This window comes from Thalassospiraceae bacterium LMO-JJ14 (genome assembly GCA_021555105.2).
Lineage (GTDB): Bacteria > Pseudomonadota > Alphaproteobacteria > Rhodospirillales > Casp-alpha2 > UBA4479.
Genome location: CP134604.1, coordinates 2,167,223 through 2,182,751, shown reverse-complemented (window position 1 = coordinate 2,182,751; position 15,529 = coordinate 2,167,223). Strand labels below are relative to the sequence as shown.

Below are 15,529 nucleotides of genomic sequence, written 5' to 3'. Positions count from 1 at the left end.
GCTTAAGTTATTTAACACACGAGAGGGAGCATTATGGCTTTTGAACTTCCCCCACTACCCTATGAAAAGAACGCCCTTGAGCCGCACATGTCGGCCAACACTTTCGATTTTCACCACGGCAAGCACCACAACACCTATGTGGTCAACCTGAACGGTCTTCTCGACGGCAGCGACCTTGCCGGGAAAAGCCTTGAAGAGATCATCAAGGCAACCGCCGGCGATGCAGCCAAGGCCGGTATGTTCAACAACGCAGCCCAGGTCTGGAACCACACCTTCTTCTGGAATTCCATGAAGCCGAACGGCGGCGGTGCGCCTTCCGGCGATCTGGCCGCAAAGATCGATGCCGATTTCGGCAGCCTGGACGCCTTCAAGGACGCCTTCAAGCAGGCCGGCGCAACGCAGTTCGGTTCCGGCTGGGCATGGCTCGTCGTCGGTGACGGCGGCAAGCTCGAAGTCGTCAAGACGCCGAACGCCGAAAACCCGATGACCCAGGGCAAGACCCCGTTGCTGACGTGCGACGTTTGGGAGCATGCCTACTACCTGGATTACCAGAACCGCCGCCCGGACTTCCTGGCCGCGTTCCTGGATAATCTTGTGAACTGGGATTTCGCCGCTGAAAATCTGGCCAACGCCTGATTTTACCGGCAATTCTAGAAACAGGGCGCGTCCTTCGGGGCGCGCCTTTTTCTATGCGTACTGCGCTATCGTCGTCCTGAACTTGATTCAGGACCCATGATTCCCGGCACCATCCCGATTTGCAGGCATGGACCCTGAACCAAGTTCAGGGTGACGGGACACTCAATCCACCGCGAGAATCGCCGCCGCGACGCGGCGTTCCTCGGCGACCAGTACATTGTAGGTGCGGCACGCGGCGCCGGTGTCCATCCACTCAAGCACGATGCCTGCGTCCTTGAGCGCCGCACGCAGTCCCTTCGGCACTGCCTTGAAGCGTTCGCCGCAGCCGACCAGCAAAATGTCGACGGCATCGCGTTCGGCGACGACCTCGCTTAAGGATTCATGGTCGATGTGTTCGAAATGGGTGACCGGCCAAAGCCGGGTGCGCTCGGGAAACACCAGAATGCTGCCCTCGTACACCTCGCCCGTTACCTTGAAGCGCCCGTCGCCATAGGACTGGATGAGCTGGCGGTCATTCGGGACAACGGGGTTGATATCGAGGGACATGAGCGCGCGTACCGGACTCCTGCGTTACGAGACGCCCGGCTCGGGCTGGGCGTCTTCTTCGTCGCCGCCGGCCATGTTGCCGCGCGCCTTGTCGTCGATGCCGAAATACAGCAACAGCGGCACGGCGATACAGATCGACGAATAGGTCCCGACGATGACGCCCCAGATCATGGCGAAGCTGAAATCGTGGATCACCTCACCGCCGAGGAAGAACAGCGCCAACAGCGCCAGTACCGTCGTGAACGAGGTGATGATGGTGCGCGACAGCGTCCTGTTGATAGCGAAGTTCAAAAGCTCGTCCAGCGGCATGGACTTGTACTTGCGCAGCTTTTCGCGAACCCGGTCGAATACGACCACGGTATCGTTGATCGAATACCCGGCGATGGTCAGCACCGCCGCCACGGTGGTCAGGTTGAATTCCAGTCCCAGCAGCGAGAATATGCCGATGGTCGCCGTGACGTCGTGCAGCAGCGCAACCAGCGCACCGACCCCGAACTGCCATTCGAAACGGAACCAGATGTAGATCAGGATCGCCAGCATCGCCAGCGACACCGCCATCACGCCGTCTTCCAGCAGTTCCTTGGAAACCTGCGGCCCGACGAATTCGGTACGGCGATAGGAAATTCCCTCGCCGAGTGTGGATTTGACCGCGTTGACTGCCTGCTGTTGCGCTTCTTCGCCGCCGTCCTGGCGCTGGATGCGGATCAGCACATCGGTCGGCTCGCCGAATTCCTGCAACGAGAAGGCACCGATGTTCAGCGCCGAAATCTTGCCGCGCATCTCGGCGATATTGGCGGGGCCGTCCTCGGTGCGGATTTCAATCAGAATACCGCCCTTGAAGTCGATGCCGAAGTTCAGCCCCTTGGTCAGCACCATGGCAATCGAGGCGGCAATCAGCAGGGCCGAAATCGTAAAGAATATCTTGCGCTTGGAAATGAACGCGATGTCGACGTCGGCAGGTATCAGATTAAGCGGTTTCATATCTTGTCCCTCACAACGCCATTACAACGGAAGTTCGTTGGGGCGGGTCTTGCGCAGCCACGAGACCACGAACAGGCGGGTCAGCATGATCGCCGTGAACATCGACGTGACGATCCCGATGGCCAGCGTCACGGCAAAGCCGCGCACCGGGCCGGAGCCGAACGAATACAACAGCACGGCGGCGATCAGGGTCGTCAGGTTGGCGTCGATAATCGTCGTCATGGCGCGGCTGTAGCCGGCGTCGATGGCGGAAATCGGTGTGCGGCCGGAGCGCACTTCCTCGCGGATGCGCTCGAAAATCAGCACGTTGGCGTCAACCGCCATGCCGATCGTCAGCACGATCCCGGCGATCCCCGGCAGGGTCAGTGTCGCCTGTAACAGCGACAGGGCGCCCAGGATCAGGAAAATGTTCATCGCCAGCGCAATGTCGGCATAGATGCCGAAACGGCCATAGGCGATCACCATGAAGATAATCACGGCGACCAGACCGACGAGGCAGGCGATCTCGCCGGCAGCGATGGAATCGGCACCGAGCCCGGGGCCGACGGTGCGTTCTTCAAGAATGGTCAGCGGCGCGGGCAATGCCCCGGCACGCAGCAGTAGCGACAGATCGTTGGTTTCCTGAACCGAGAAACTGCCTGAAATCTGACCGGAACCGCCAAGGATCGGTTCCTGAATGGTCGGCGCCGAGATCACCTTGCCGTCCAGCACAATCGCGAACGGACGTTTGACGTTTTCCGTCGTCACCTTGCCGAACTTGCGCGCCCCGATGGTGTCGAAACGGAACGAAACCACCGGCTGGCTGTCGCGGCCGTCAAAGGTCGGCTGGGCATCGACAAGGTTCTCGCCGCTGACGGCGATGCGCTTCTTGACCAGAATGAACGGGTTCTGCCCCGGCCTGACCGAGCTTTCGACCAACGGCAGCAGCACCGAGCCCGGCGGCACGCGCCCGGCCATGGCTTCCTCGACGGAATTCTGTACATCGACCATCTGGAAAGTCAGCTTCGCGGTTTTACCGATCAGCCGTTTGACGCGTTCCGGATCGTCGATCCCCGGCAGCTGCACGATGACGCGGTCATCGCCCTGTCGCTGGATGGTCGGCTCGCGCACGCCGGTCTCGTCGATACGGCGGCGGATGATCTCGATCGACTGCTGCACGGCCGAGGTGCGGCGTTCGATGATTTGCGGATCGGTCATGGCGATGGTGATGCGGTCACCGTCGATGGAGGTTTCGGCGGCACTGTCGAGCGCCTTCAGCAGTTCCAGCGCCTTATCGCGCTGCGCGGCATCGGGAATGGTGACGCCGATGCTCTGCGTCTGCTTGCCGAGCGCACGGTAGCGGATGCGTTCGCCGCGCAGTTCGGCGCGGGCACTGTCGACCAAAGCTTCCAGGTATTCGTTGATGACCGCCTGCACTTCGACTTCGAGCAGCAGGTGCGAACCGCCCCTGAGATCGAGGCCCAGGTTGACCTGCTGATGCGGTATCCAGTCCGGCAAATCCTTGGTGACGTTTTCGGGCGCGAAATTCGGCGCGGCAAAGGCAATGCCGAAAAAGCAGACCAGCGCCACCAGAACCTTTTTCCAGGTCGGGAAATTGACCATCTGACTATCCTGTAATTGTCGTGCCCGTGCTTCGGATCAGCTCTTGGGAGCGTCCTTGCCCTTGTCGTCGCCGTCACCGCTGTCGCCGGATTCGGTTTCAGCAGGTGCTTCGGGTGCCGCAGGGGCCGCAGGCTTGGCGCCGCCACCGAACAGACCGGCCAGCAGACCGCCCGATTTCTTGCCGGAATCGTTGGCCGGCGTACCGCCGACCGGATCGGTGCGATTGACAATGCCGGAGATCGTGGCGCGCTGTACCTTGACCTTGATGTCCTTGGCGATTTCGACGGTCACTTCATTGTCGTTGTCGACCTTGGTGACGGTGCCGATGATGCCGCCGCCGGTAATCACCTTGTCGCCACGACGCAGGCCGTCGAGCAGTTCACGGTGCTGTTTGATCTTCTTTTGCTGTGGACGAATCAGCAGGAAATAGAACACCACAAAGATCAGGATCAGGGGCAGGAACGCCTGGAAAGCATTGCCGCCGCCAGCACCACCTGCCGCTTGTGCGTAAGCTTCGGAAATAAACATTGTATCAACTCCTCGAGACGCCTCAGCCGGGGCGAATGCGCCCATTTATAAAAGTCGCGGGACTATACCGCCCAGACCCGGAGTTGCAACCGATTCCGACCGAAATCCGGGGGATCGCGCATTAACGTATCGTAATCTTCGGCGCACGCGGGCAAACCTTTATTGACGCTCAAAAGGCGCGCGTATACCTTCCGCGCCCTGAACCGAATGACATGAGCGGAATGTGAAACGAAGATGACCGATCAGGAAACCAAGGACCTACTGGGCCGGATTGCCGGTGCGCTTGAGCGTCTGGCCCCCGAGCCGACGCCGGAATGCAGCATCGACGATGCCGATGCCTTCGTCTGGCATGCAAGCGGCGGTCTGGAATCCGTTGCCAAGGTCAACCGCGTCGATATCGGCCTATTGCAGGGCATTAGCCGCCAGCAGGATCAACTGATCGACAACACCAAGCGTTTCACCAACGGATTCCCCGCCAACAATGCCCTGCTGTGGGGCGCGCGCGGCACCGGCAAGTCGTCGCTGGTCAAGGCCGTGCATGCCAAGATCAACCAGGAAACGCCGGGCGCGCTGGCGCTGATCGAAATCCACCGCGAGGATATCCCGTCGCTGCCGACGCTGCTCGGCCAGCTCCGCAATACGGAACGCCGCTGCCTGATTTTCTGCGACGACCTGTCGTTCGACGGCCAGGATGAAGCCTACAAGTCCCTGAAAGCCGTGCTCGACGGCGGCGTCGAGGGCCGGCCCGACAATGTCCTGTTCTATGCGACATCGAACCGCCGCCACCTGATGCCGCGCGACATGATCGAAAATGAACGCTCCAGCGCCATCAGCCCGTCGGAAGCGACCGAGGAAAAAGTCTCGCTGTCGGACCGCTTCGGCCTGTGGCTCGGTTTCCACAACGTCGATCAGAAAACCTATTACGAGATTATCGAAGGCTATGCCAAACACTACGGACTCGACGATCCGTCGATCGACCTGAAGGCCGAAGCCAACGAATGGTCGGTGACGCGCGGTGCGCGCTCGGGCCGTGTGGCGTGGCAATACATTCAAGATCTGGCCGGGCGGCTCGGCAAAAAGCTCGACTAGAATAGATTTGACCGCCCACCAACTCTAATAGATTACGATTTTAAACCCCTCATCGGGCACCGGTCGTTCGAAATGCCGGGTAATCTGGTCGAATTGCTCGTCCGAGACTGTAAATTCATGTGTACCGGCGGCATTTCGTTCCCTCAGCCTCTCCTTGCACACCGCATCCGGCAGATCCAGAAGGTGAAGCGCGTGCGCTGCGCCGGCTTCTTTGATCAGGCTGTGCATCCAGGCGCGAATCTGACGCGTGTTCGCCGGAAAATCCAGCACCACTGATGTGCCGTTTTGAAGCAGTTCAACGATATGCGGACCGATTGCAGCGCGTAGGTGCGCGGAACAACGCACATAGTCGGCGATGTTCCGCAGCTCGTCCGCGTAAAGATTCGACAACCAAAGATCTTCGGAAATCAGCACCGTCCGAGGCGCTTTCGCCAAGGAAGAGGCAAGCGTTGACTTTCCTGAGGCGATCTTTCCGCACACCATATGAAGTGTGGGATTTTGTTCTGACATTATCGATTACTCTGACCGGGCGCAAAATGCGTGATGGGGTGTTCAGTAGTTCAGATAACCCGGCCCGACGGATCCGGCCGGGCAAATAATCCATCCGTCAATGCGGGCAGTGTTGGCCGTCAACAAAAGTTCCATAAGCTAGAACTCCTTCAGGAAGAACATCGACCCGCCGAGCATCAGAATGGCGGCGAAGACGGCGTTGATCACCCGGTGCATGATGTGGCGCTGCAGTGCCTCGCCCTCGCGGCGGCGGCGTGCATCATGGTTATCGAGGCGCTTGTTTTCGAGCTGGCGGGCGTACATGTCGGTGACCTGCGCCGACGCCCGTTCGTGCGGGTCGCTGCAGTCATCGAAGATTTCCGCCCTGTGCGAGATCATCAGCCCCAGAAGGCCGACGAAGCCGACCCCCAGCCAGCCGAACCAGCGAAAACCGAAGACAATCCCCAAGGCCACGACAAAGGACATGAAAACGAACGCGGTGCGCGGTGAGCGCAGGATCTGCATGATGAGCATGCGCTATTTTAGCAGGGATTTCGGTTCGCGGTTATAAAATATCGCCCCCTCACCTGTCCTCTCCCCCACTGCGTAGGGGAGAGGGACTCCCGGATCACGGCACAGCATAACCCCTCTCCCCCTTTCAGGGGGAGAGGCAGGGTGAGGGGGTGTGCGGTATTTCTAGGCCCCTCTGAGATACTTTTCGGGGTTTTGCGGGCGGCGGCCCTTGCGGATTTCGAAATGCAGCTGCGGGCGGTTGACCGAACCGGACTGGCCGACCGTGGCGATCTTCTGGCCGCGCGAGACACGCTGGCCCCGCTTTACCAGCAAATCCGCGTTATGCGCATAGGCCGTGACATAACCGTCGGCGTGCTTGATCAGCAACAGATTGCCGAAGCCACGGATTTCATTCCCGGCATAGGCGACGACACCGTTTTCGGCTGCGCGTACCGGCGTCCCCTTGGGCGCAATGATGTTGATGCCGTCATTGCGCAGCCCGCCGTCCTTGGTGCCGAAATTCGACATCAGCGGCCCCTTGACCGGCCATACGAATCCCCTGCCCGTTCTGGCGACCGGCGGCGGCACCGGTTCCGGCGGCTTTTTCGGCGGCACCACGGCGATTTGACCGACTGCGCCGCTGCTCGTCCCGCTCGTTGTCCCTCTGGGTGCTTGCGGCACGCGCACCATCCGCCTTGGTTTTTCTGCCGGCGGCGGCGCGGCGGCGCTTTGCACCGGGGGGCTGCTGACCGATTTCGGCGGCTTGTCGTCGGACGGAATAACCAGCACCTCACCGACACGGATCGTATAGGGCGCATCGATGCCGTTCAGCCGCGCCAGTTCGTACATTACCACATCATAACGCTGGGCTACGGAATACAGCGTGTCGCCGGGCGTCACCGTGTGCTGGGTGCCGCGCGGCAGTTCAATGCGCTGGCCGACATTCAACAGATACGGCGGGCGCAGATCGTTGGCGCGGATGATCGCCTGAACCGGGACGCGGTGGCGACGCGACAGGGCATAGACGGTATCGCCCGGCCCGACCTTGACCGCCGACGCGCCGACGAAGGACGCATCGCTTTGCCCGCTTGCCGAGCGTGTCACGTTACCCGATTGCGTTGCCCGTACGGGTGGTGTGTTGATGTCGCGGGGCATCGACGATGACGGTATCTGGATATTGCCGCATCCGCTCAGGCCGGCGCAGAGGATCGCAATGATGGCGAAACTGTATTTCAACCGTCTTCCTCGTCACTTATCAGAGGCACGAAGCGGACCAGCCCCAGATCTTCGGTTTCGATGTCGTCTTCGGTCTTGCGGACCCGGAGCAGATGCTGCGTGCGTTCCTCAAGACCGACCGGGACCACCATGATTCCGCCGACATCAAGTTGTTCCAAAAGCACATGCGGCACGTCGACCGCCGCCGCCGTCACGATAATCCGCGAAAACGGCGCTTGTTCGCGCCACCCCATCGAGCCGTCGCCATGGCGTGTCACGACGTTGTTGAAGCCAAGGGTGGCGAACCGCTCCTCTGCTTCCGACAATAGCGCCTTATGTCTTTCGATGGTGTAAACGCGGCGGCACAGCCTTGCCAGGATCGCTGTCTGGTATCCGGACCCGGTGCCGATCTCGAGAATCTTGACCCGGTCGTTGAGTTCCAGTGCCTGCGTCATCATGGCGACGACGGTCGGCTGTGAAATCGTCTGGTGCAGGCCGATCGGCAACGGTGAGTTTTCGTACGCCCGTTCGCGGAACGCCTTCGGCACGAACAGTTCGCGCGGCGTCAGCGTGATCGCATCCAGAACCGCCTCGTCCGTGATGCCGTCCCCGATCAGCGCGTTCCTGAGCGTGCTCGCATCAAGTCCGCCGGGCTTCATTTTATGCCGCCCTTGATTTTCCGGAGTGTCTGCGCGTCGGTCAGGTCGAGCGCCAGCGGCGTCACCGAGACATAGCCGTTGTTGACGGCCGCCAGATCGGTCCCCTTGAGGAACTTTTCCTCGTCGCGTTGCGGGCCGATCCAGAAATATTCGTCACCCCGGGGGTCGACCCCGCGTGTCAGCCCGCCGCCGATCTTGCGCCGTCCCTGACGGCAGACCTCGACGCCCTTGACCTTGGCAGCCGTCGCATCGGGGAAGTTGATGTTCATGAAGATACCCTTCGGCCAGCCGAGCTTGAAAAGCTGCTTCAGGACCTTTGGCGTCCATGCTTTGGCGGTCGCCCACTTGACCTTGTGACGGTCCTCGTAGGTCTGGCTCAGCGCGACGGACGGAATACCCAGCAAGGCGCCTTCCATGGCCGCCGCCACGGTCCCGGAATAGGTCACGTCCTCGCCCAGGTTGCCGCCCCTGTTGATGCCCGACAGCACCAGATCAGGGCGGGCATCATTCATGATGTTGGTGACGCCCAGTAAAACCGCATCGGTCGGCGTGCCGTCGACGGCAAAGCGTTGTTCCGAAACATGACGGATGCGCAGCGGGCGGCGCAGCGTCAGCGAATGGCTGGTCGCCGACTGTTCGGTTTCCGGTGCGCACACCCAAAGTTCGGCGACGTGCGGGCGGATGGCGTCTTCGAGGGTTTTCAGCCCGGGCGCATGGATGCCGTCGTCGTTGGACAGCAGAACCCGCGCTTTTTTAAGATCGAAGCCCGCCTCAGCCATTGGCTTCGATCACTTTCATGCCGCCCATATAGGGTTGCAGCGCGTCGGGAATAACGATCGAGCCGTCGGCCTGCTGATAATTCTCGAGGATCGCAATCAACGTGCGCCCGACCGCCAGGCCGGAGCCGTTCAAGGTGTGCACGAACTGCGTCCCCTTCTCGCCCTTAACGCGGAACCGCGCGTTCATGCGCCGGGCCTGAAAATCGCCACACACGGAACAGCTTGAAATCTCGCGGTAACGGTCCTGCGCCGGCAGCCAGACCTCGATATCGTACGTCTTGCGCGCACCCGCGCCCATGTCGCCGGTGCACAGCACGATGGTGCGGAACGGCAAGCCCAGTTTCGTCAGAATATCCTCGGCGCACGATGTCATGCGCTCAAGCTCTTCCAGCGAGTTGTCCGGATGCGTAACGGAAACCATCTCGACCTTGGTGAACTGGTGCTGGCGGATCATACCGCGCGTGTCCTTGCCGGCCGCGCCCGCTTCGGAGCGGAAGCACCACGTCATCGCCGTATAGCGCCTTGGCAGATAGTCATCGTCGACGATGTGATCGGCAACGATATTGGTCAGCGGCACTTCGGCGGTCGGGATCAGCCAGAATCCCGCCGTGGTCTTGAACAGGTCCTCGCCGAACTTCGGCAACTGCCCGGTGCCGAACATGGTCTTGTCGTTGACCAGCGCCGGGGGATTGACCTCGGTATAGCCGAATTCGGCGGTATTGTGATCCAGCATGAACGCCGCCAGGGCGCGTTCCATGCGTGCCAGCGCGCCGGACAGCATGACGAAGCGTGCGCCCGCCAGCTTGGCCGCGGTCTCGAAATCCATCATGCCGAGGGATTCGCCGAGATCGACGTGGTCGCGGACCTCGAAGTCGAAAGTCCTGGGCTCACCGACGCGGCGGATTTCCACGTTATCGTCCTCGCCGCCGCCGTCCGGCACATCGTCGAGCGGCAGGTTCGGCAATCGGGAAAGAGCGTCATTCAGTTGTTCCGACGCGCTGCTCGCCTCGGCTTCGGCGGCGGCCTGCGCATCCTTCGATTCGGAGACCCTGGCCATGATATCGGACGCATCCTCGCCCTTCGACTTCAACTGGCCGATCTGTTTCGACAGCGCATTGCGCTCGGTCTGCATTTCCTGCGCGCGGGTCTGCGCATCGCGCCTTTCGGCGTCCAGCGCCAGCAATGCCGGGCTTTGCGGGGGCAAGCCCCGGCGTGCCATACCGGCATCGAAAGCATCGGGGTTATCTCTGATCCACCTGATATCGAACATGGGAAACGTCGCGTCCTTGTTAACTCACGAAATCGCTCTGGCCATTATGCAGCCACGAACGTCTGTCAGTTAACATGAAAATCCCGGCGGGACACCCGTTTCGTTCTCCAAACAACATCATTGAGTAATGTAAAGCCCATCATAGCCAAGGATCACCGTCGTCCTGAACTTGGTTCAGGCCCCATAGAACCCGGCACGATTTCAGTTTGTAGTCATGGATCCTGAAACAAGTTCAGGGTGACGGTAATAAGTCTTAAGGCCCGGGCTCGGGTTCCGGTTTTTTGACGTCTTCATCGTCGTCGACGTCGTCATCGTCATCGGCTTCTTCTTCGTCATCGAGGCGCTTGGCGCGTTTCTTTTCCGCCATGCGCGACATGATGATCGAGACTTCGTAGAGCAGGATAATTGGCAGCGCCAAACCGATCTGGCTGATCGGGTCCGGCGGCGTCAGGATCGCCGCGGCGACGAACGCGCAGACAATGGCGTACTTGCGCTTGGCGGCCAGCCCGTCGGCGGTGACGATGCCGGCGCGCGCCATCAGCGTGAGGACAACCGGCAGCTCGAAGCTGATGCCGAAGGCGAAAATCAGCCGCATCACGAGGGACAGGTATTCGTTGACCTTGGCTTCAAGCTGGATCGCCAGCGTACCGTCGCCGCCCGCGGTTTCGAAGCCGATGAAGAACTTCCACGCCACCGGCAGCACATAATAATAAACCAGCGCGCCGCCCATGAAGAACAGGATCGGCGTGGCGACCAGAAACGGCAGAAATGCCGAGCGTTCGTGCTTGTACAGCCCCGGCGCCACGAACAGCCAGATCTGGCAGGCAATGAAGGGGAAGCCGATGAACATGGCGGCGAAGAACGAGACTTTGACATAGGTGAAGAACGCTTCCTGCAGCGCCGTATAGATCATGCGGCGGTCGCGGCCGACCTCGTCGAGCACGTCGGACAGCGGCTGCACCAGAAAGGCGTAGATCTGCGTCGAGAAATAAAAGCAGATCAAAAACAGCACGACGATGGCGACAACCGACCACAACAGCCGGGTACGCAACTCGATCAGATGCTCAAGCAGCGGCATTTTCGAGCCGTCGATGGTATCGCTGTCCTTGGCCACCGCTCTCAGCCCTCCCCGGTATTTTTGCTGTTCTTGTCAGGTTCGGACGCCCCGGCCGCTTCAGGCTCGGGTGCGGGCGGCGGTGAGAAAGTCATCGCTTCGCTGGGATCGGGAAGATCGGCGCGGGCATCGCTATCGGCTTTCTTGACGTCATCGCCATAGCCCTGCGCGGCCTTGCTCAGATCGCCCTCGACATCGCGCATCTCGTCCAGATCGCGGGAAATATCGCCGTCCGGATCGATGCTGTTTTCGATGTTTTTGAGGATGTCGCCGCCGCTTTCCGCCTCGATCTGCTTGCGCATGTCGTCGAGTTCGGATTCACGGACAATGTCATCGAGGCCGCTCTGGAAATCGCGCGCCATTCCCTTGACCTTACGCAAGGCCCCGGTCACGGTTTTCAATGCTCGCGGCAGATCCTTGGGCCCGACGACAATCAGGGCGATCACCGCGATCAGGAAGATTTCCTGCCAGCCGATATCGAACATGGCGGACGACCTCGATCAAACGATAAACGAAAATGCGGACGCGCCCGGCGCGCCCGCGGCAAGATCAGCCACCGGAAGCCTTGTCCTTTTCGGACTCGCTCGCCGAGACGCTTTCCTTGGCGTCCTGATCGATCGCCTTTTTCTCGGTCTTGCCGGCATCATCGCCGGCATCATCGCCTGACGCTTCGTCGCCGTCTTTCATGCCCTTCTTGAAGGATTTCAGGCCTTTGCCGAAATCGCCCATGAGACGGGAAATCTTGCCCCCGCCGCCAAACAGGACAAGGACGACGGCCAGGACGATAAGCCAATGCCAAATACTGAACGCACCCATTTATTTTCTTCCCACTATTTGTCGCGTGTTCGTCGAATTTCAATTTCCAACAAGAGCGGTTCGTTAGAACAGCGCGCATTTGAAACGCGACAACGGCGCCTTTCAGCGCCGCACTCTCCCAGTGCCGCTAGATTTGCGGCTCACCCCGGAGATTGCAAGGATTTTTGAGGCTATTCTTCAGGGCTTAGAAATTCGCGTTGAGGTAAAAGAACAGACGCGGCTTTTTGCCGTCTCCGCCCACTTCCTCGGCCGGACGGGTCAGCGGCATGGCAAGCTCGATGCCGCTCGACATATTTTCACCGATACCGCTGCGCACGCCGATCCCTGCCGACGTCAGGGATTCATGCTCACTGGCGTAACTGTTCTCGGCCGTTTCCCATACCACGCCGCCGTCATAGAACCCGTAAAACTGATACGACGACAGCCAACGGCCTTCCAGATCGTCACCGTATTGCAGTTCGATCGAACCGGCGGCGCCGTGTGTCCCTGAAATCTCGCCACCGTCATATCCGCGGCCGAACAGATAACCGCCGAGAGAGAACTCCTCGTTCGACAACAGCCGCTGGTCCGCCACCTGACCCGCAACCGAGACCTTGAGCGCCCAGTTGTCGGTAAACAGCTGGCGGCGTTCTGTGCGGGCATAGAGCTTGGTAAAGACCGGCCGCCCGCCGCTTCTGGAGCGCTGAGCATCCCCCGGGACATCGTTCAGGCCAAGACCGCGGCTGAGCCAGATGTTGGCGTAATTGGCGCCCTGCATGTCGTCTTCATAATAGATTTCCGCGGCGCCGCGCAGCACCTGCAGCCGGTCCTCGTAATCGAAGACGCCGAAATCGTGCTGCTTTTGCCGGGAAGTATTGAGCACACCGTATACATTAAGGTTCTTGGCACGGCCGCGGATCACCGGGTGTGACACGGTCACACTGGCGCGCCAGGAATTGCTGTGAAGGTCGTTGTCGATTTCATCGGCCCCGGCATCGATCTTGGAATACGAACCGCCGAGACTGACGGCCGTCCCTTCCGTGCCGAGCGCCCATTGCTGCTGAAGCTCGACATAGGCCAGTTCTTTCGGTGACGAGGGTATCGTGAAGATGCCGAGACGCGTGCTTTCCCGCCCGCTCATCCAGCCGTTTGCCGTGGCACTGACATAGGCCTGATCGCGGCCGACCGAGCGCGTGCCCCGGTTGTCGACATTGAACGAATAATTCACCGGCTTTTTGCTGACCGCAACATCGAGCCGGTAAACTCCTTTTTCATAGTCGACCTTGTTTACCTTGGCCTGTGCCTTGATGCCCGGAAGGTCGTTCATCAAAAGCAGATAGCGTTCCACGGTATTGACGTTTGCCGGCATTGCGGCATCGGCGATCTTTTCGCCATAGGGCCGCAACAGGTCAGCCTGCTCGGCTGTTTCGGCATCGAAACTGACGTTGGTGATCTTGCCTTCAACGATGCGGATATTCAGCACACCGTATTCAACGCCCTGGGATTCAACAACGGCACGGGACAGAAAGTATCCTTTTTCCCGGTAAAACGCCGTGACGTCGGTGGCGACTTTCCTGACGTCTTCGATGCCGATTTGGCGCGCCAGCAGCGGTGTGTAAATGTCGGTAAAAGCGGCTGCAGTAAAAACGGTGTTCCCGGAAAAGGTCACGGCGGCGAGCACGAAACGCTCGGACGGCTGTGCGTCCGGACCATCGGTATCCGTGGCCGGCTGCAGTTGTTTCAGTTCATCTTTTATATGCGGCTGAGCGGCATTGCGTTGGTCGATCCGCTCTTCGACACGGGCCGGATCGGATGTCGTCTGGGCCAGGACCAGGCACGGCAAAACGGCGGACAAGACCGCAACAGAGACAAATAAACCTTTAGTGTACCTAAATAATTTCCACAATTAATCGTTCCAAATGTGCTGGGAAAACCTTAATTCTGTAGTACGCACTCAAAAATTTCATTACAATACAATTCGTTAACGAATTGATTGTTGGACTGTCCTTATTTGCGACGAATATACGGTTCCGTTTTGGACCCAACAACACTTTACGTTAAGTGAATGTAACCTTATTCATCATGCACGAATACACATGATTATGATTAACCAGCATCTAAGGCACCACTGCATGCCCGGATTCCCGAAGCGCATTCATTTTCTGCTTCTTTTTGTCGGAATGATTTTTGCCGCAGGCGACCTTGAGGCACAGTCACCCGGCGTCTATGCGCCGGGCACCGCATGGATCATCACATCCGTGGTCGGCGATGCCAAGATCCGCTCGCTGGACGCCGGCGAAATGCCGGCAACAACGGGCGCTCAACTGGCCGAAGGCATGAGCGTATCGACGGGAAGTGAAAGCCGCCTTGTGCTGTCCAGAAAAGGCGACAGCATCGTCGTTTCCCCCGACAGCGCGTTCCGCGTCGGCGCCGAAAGCGCCACGGCATCGTCCCCCAGCATTCTGCAGACTCTCGGCACCCTGTTGTTCAACATCGATTCCAGCGAGGGCGCCAGAAACTTCCAGGTCCGCACGCCTTATCTGGCGGCGGTTATCAAGGGAACCGTTTTTTCGGTTAGCGTCACCCCGGACGGCAGCGCCCTGCACGTGACGGAAGGTCTGGTTCAGGTTGCATCACTGGCGACCGGGCAGACCGGACTGGTCGCCGTCGGACAGACGGCTCGTGTCGCGGCGACGGGCGGCGGCGGACTGAACATCGACCGTGGCGACGGCAAGGGGAATTCGCAAAAAGAAGGCAACAATTCCGGCGCGGATGACGGTAAAAAAGAGAAAAAAACCGCAGCCAACGCGAATGACAACGGTAAAGCGAACGGCAAAGCGAGCGGCAACCGGGGCAAAGCCGGCCTGAAAATCAGGAACTCCATCGATGCCGGTATCGGAAACGTTGCCGCGAATACGAAGGGGCTGCTCTCCCTGAATGGCCCGGGCCAATCGCAAAACGCGAAAGGAAATAAATTCAAAGCCCCCGGCGACAAAGGCAACAGCGTCAATGCACGCGGTCCCAGCTTGTCAAAATTCATCACGGCGCAGAGCAATGCCGGCGGTAACGGCAACGGCAATGCCGGCGGTAATGCCGGTGGCAACGGCAACGGCAATCCCGGTGGTAATGGCAATCCCGGTGGCAATGGCAACGGCAATCCCGGCGGCAACGGTAACGGCAATCCCGGCGGCAACGGTAACGGCAATCCCGGTGGCAACGGCAATGGCAATCCCGGTGGCAACGGCAATCCCGGCGGTAACGGTAACGGCAATGGCAATGGCAACAGCTAGGTCATGAGAAAATCGGGAAACGT

17 protein-coding genes are annotated in these 15,529 nt (G+C 59.8%); 3 read left to right on the top strand and 14 right to left on the bottom strand.

From position 1 onward, the window contains the following. The first annotated feature begins 33 nt into the window (after positions 1–33). A complete protein-coding gene (locus L2D14_10330) occupies positions 34–636 on the top strand; it encodes a superoxide dismutase (protein WNJ98270.1) in 603 nt (200 codons plus the stop codon). 162 nt (positions 637–798) lie between these two features. Here L2D14_10330 and L2D14_10325 read toward each other — a convergent pair whose 3' ends face one another. Genes L2D14_10325 through yajC form a run of 4 tightly spaced genes read right to left on the bottom strand, consistent with a single transcriptional unit; the run spans position 799 to position 4,293 of the window. Beyond that, positions 799–1,182 carry an Mth938-like domain-containing protein gene (locus tag L2D14_10325; protein WNJ98269.1) on the bottom strand — a complete coding sequence of 128 codons (384 nt, stop codon included), beginning with the start codon at positions 1,180–1,182 and terminating at the stop codon, positions 799–801. Positions 1,183–1,206: 24 nt separating this feature from the next. After that, complete coding sequence (secF, locus tag L2D14_10320) at positions 1,207–2,163, bottom strand: protein translocase subunit SecF (protein ID WNJ98268.1); 957 nt, start codon at positions 2,161–2,163, stop codon at positions 1,207–1,209. A 21-nt stretch (positions 2,164–2,184) separates the two neighbouring features. Further along, positions 2,185–3,765, bottom strand: coding sequence for a protein translocase subunit SecD (gene secD / locus L2D14_10315; protein ID WNJ98267.1), 1,581 nt, complete (start codon positions 3,763–3,765; stop codon positions 2,185–2,187). A gap of 36 nt (positions 3,766–3,801) precedes the next feature. Then, entirely contained in the window at positions 3,802–4,293 is a 492-nt protein-coding gene (yajC, locus tag L2D14_10310; protein WNJ98266.1) for a preprotein translocase subunit YajC, read from the bottom strand. A gap of 234 nt (positions 4,294–4,527) precedes the next feature. Between yajC and L2D14_10305 the strand changes: the two genes are divergently transcribed. Next, a complete protein-coding gene (locus L2D14_10305; GenBank protein WNJ98265.1) occupies positions 4,528–5,382 on the top strand; it encodes an ATP-binding protein in 855 nt (284 codons plus the stop codon). 24 nt (positions 5,383–5,406) lie between these two features. On the opposite strand, the gene L2D14_10300 is transcribed toward L2D14_10305, so the two are convergent. From L2D14_10300 to L2D14_10255, 10 genes are all read right to left on the bottom strand, one after another. Then, on the bottom strand, positions 5,407–5,892 hold the full coding sequence (locus tag L2D14_10300; GenBank protein ID WNJ98264.1) for an ATP-binding protein: 486 nt from the start codon (positions 5,890–5,892) through the stop codon (positions 5,407–5,409). 138 nt (positions 5,893–6,030) lie between these two features. Continuing rightward, the gene (locus L2D14_10295; GenBank protein ID WNJ98263.1) at positions 6,031–6,405 is read right to left on the bottom strand and encodes a hypothetical protein; all 375 of its coding nucleotides are present in this window, start codon (positions 6,403–6,405) and stop codon (positions 6,031–6,033) included. A 162-nt stretch (positions 6,406–6,567) separates the two neighbouring features. Further along, positions 6,568–7,620, bottom strand: coding sequence for a LysM peptidoglycan-binding domain-containing M23 family metallopeptidase (locus L2D14_10290; GenBank protein WNJ98262.1), 1,053 nt, complete (start codon positions 7,618–7,620; stop codon positions 6,568–6,570). Further along, the gene (locus tag L2D14_10285; protein ID WNJ98261.1) at positions 7,617–8,258 is read right to left on the bottom strand and encodes a protein-L-isoaspartate(D-aspartate) O-methyltransferase; all 642 of its coding nucleotides are present in this window, start codon (positions 8,256–8,258) and stop codon (positions 7,617–7,619) included. The genes L2D14_10290 and L2D14_10285 overlap by 4 nt, the downstream gene beginning before the upstream one ends. Next, a complete protein-coding gene (gene surE / locus L2D14_10280; protein ID WNJ98260.1) occupies positions 8,255–9,037 on the bottom strand; it encodes a 5'/3'-nucleotidase SurE in 783 nt (260 codons plus the stop codon). The genes L2D14_10285 and surE overlap by 4 nt, the downstream gene beginning before the upstream one ends. Beyond that, a complete protein-coding gene (gene serS, locus L2D14_10275) occupies positions 9,030–10,307 on the bottom strand; it encodes a serine--tRNA ligase (protein WNJ98259.1) in 1,278 nt (425 codons plus the stop codon). The genes surE and serS overlap by 8 nt, the downstream gene beginning before the upstream one ends. A 253-nt stretch (positions 10,308–10,560) precedes the next feature. Then, entirely contained in the window at positions 10,561–11,421 is an 861-nt protein-coding gene (gene tatC / locus L2D14_10270; protein ID WNJ98258.1) for a twin-arginine translocase subunit TatC, read from the bottom strand. Positions 11,422–11,426: 5 nt separating this feature from the next. Beyond that, on the bottom strand, positions 11,427–11,906 hold the full coding sequence (tatB, locus tag L2D14_10265; GenBank protein ID WNJ98257.1) for a Sec-independent protein translocase protein TatB: 480 nt from the start codon (positions 11,904–11,906) through the stop codon (positions 11,427–11,429). A 64-nt stretch (positions 11,907–11,970) separates the two neighbouring features. Beyond that, the gene (locus tag L2D14_10260; GenBank protein WNJ98256.1) at positions 11,971–12,237 is read right to left on the bottom strand and encodes a twin-arginine translocase TatA/TatE family subunit; all 267 of its coding nucleotides are present in this window, start codon (positions 12,235–12,237) and stop codon (positions 11,971–11,973) included. A gap of 184 nt (positions 12,238–12,421) precedes the next feature. Then, on the bottom strand, positions 12,422–14,071 hold the full coding sequence (locus tag L2D14_10255) for a ShlB/FhaC/HecB family hemolysin secretion/activation protein (GenBank protein ID WNJ98255.1): 1,650 nt from the start codon (positions 14,069–14,071) through the stop codon (positions 12,422–12,424). 277 nt (positions 14,072–14,348) lie between these two features. On the opposite strand from L2D14_10255, the gene L2D14_10250 reads away from it, so the two are divergent. Then, a complete protein-coding gene (locus tag L2D14_10250) occupies positions 14,349–15,506 on the top strand; it encodes a FecR domain-containing protein (GenBank protein ID WNJ98254.1) in 1,158 nt (385 codons plus the stop codon). Positions 15,507–15,529 lie beyond the last annotated feature (23 nt).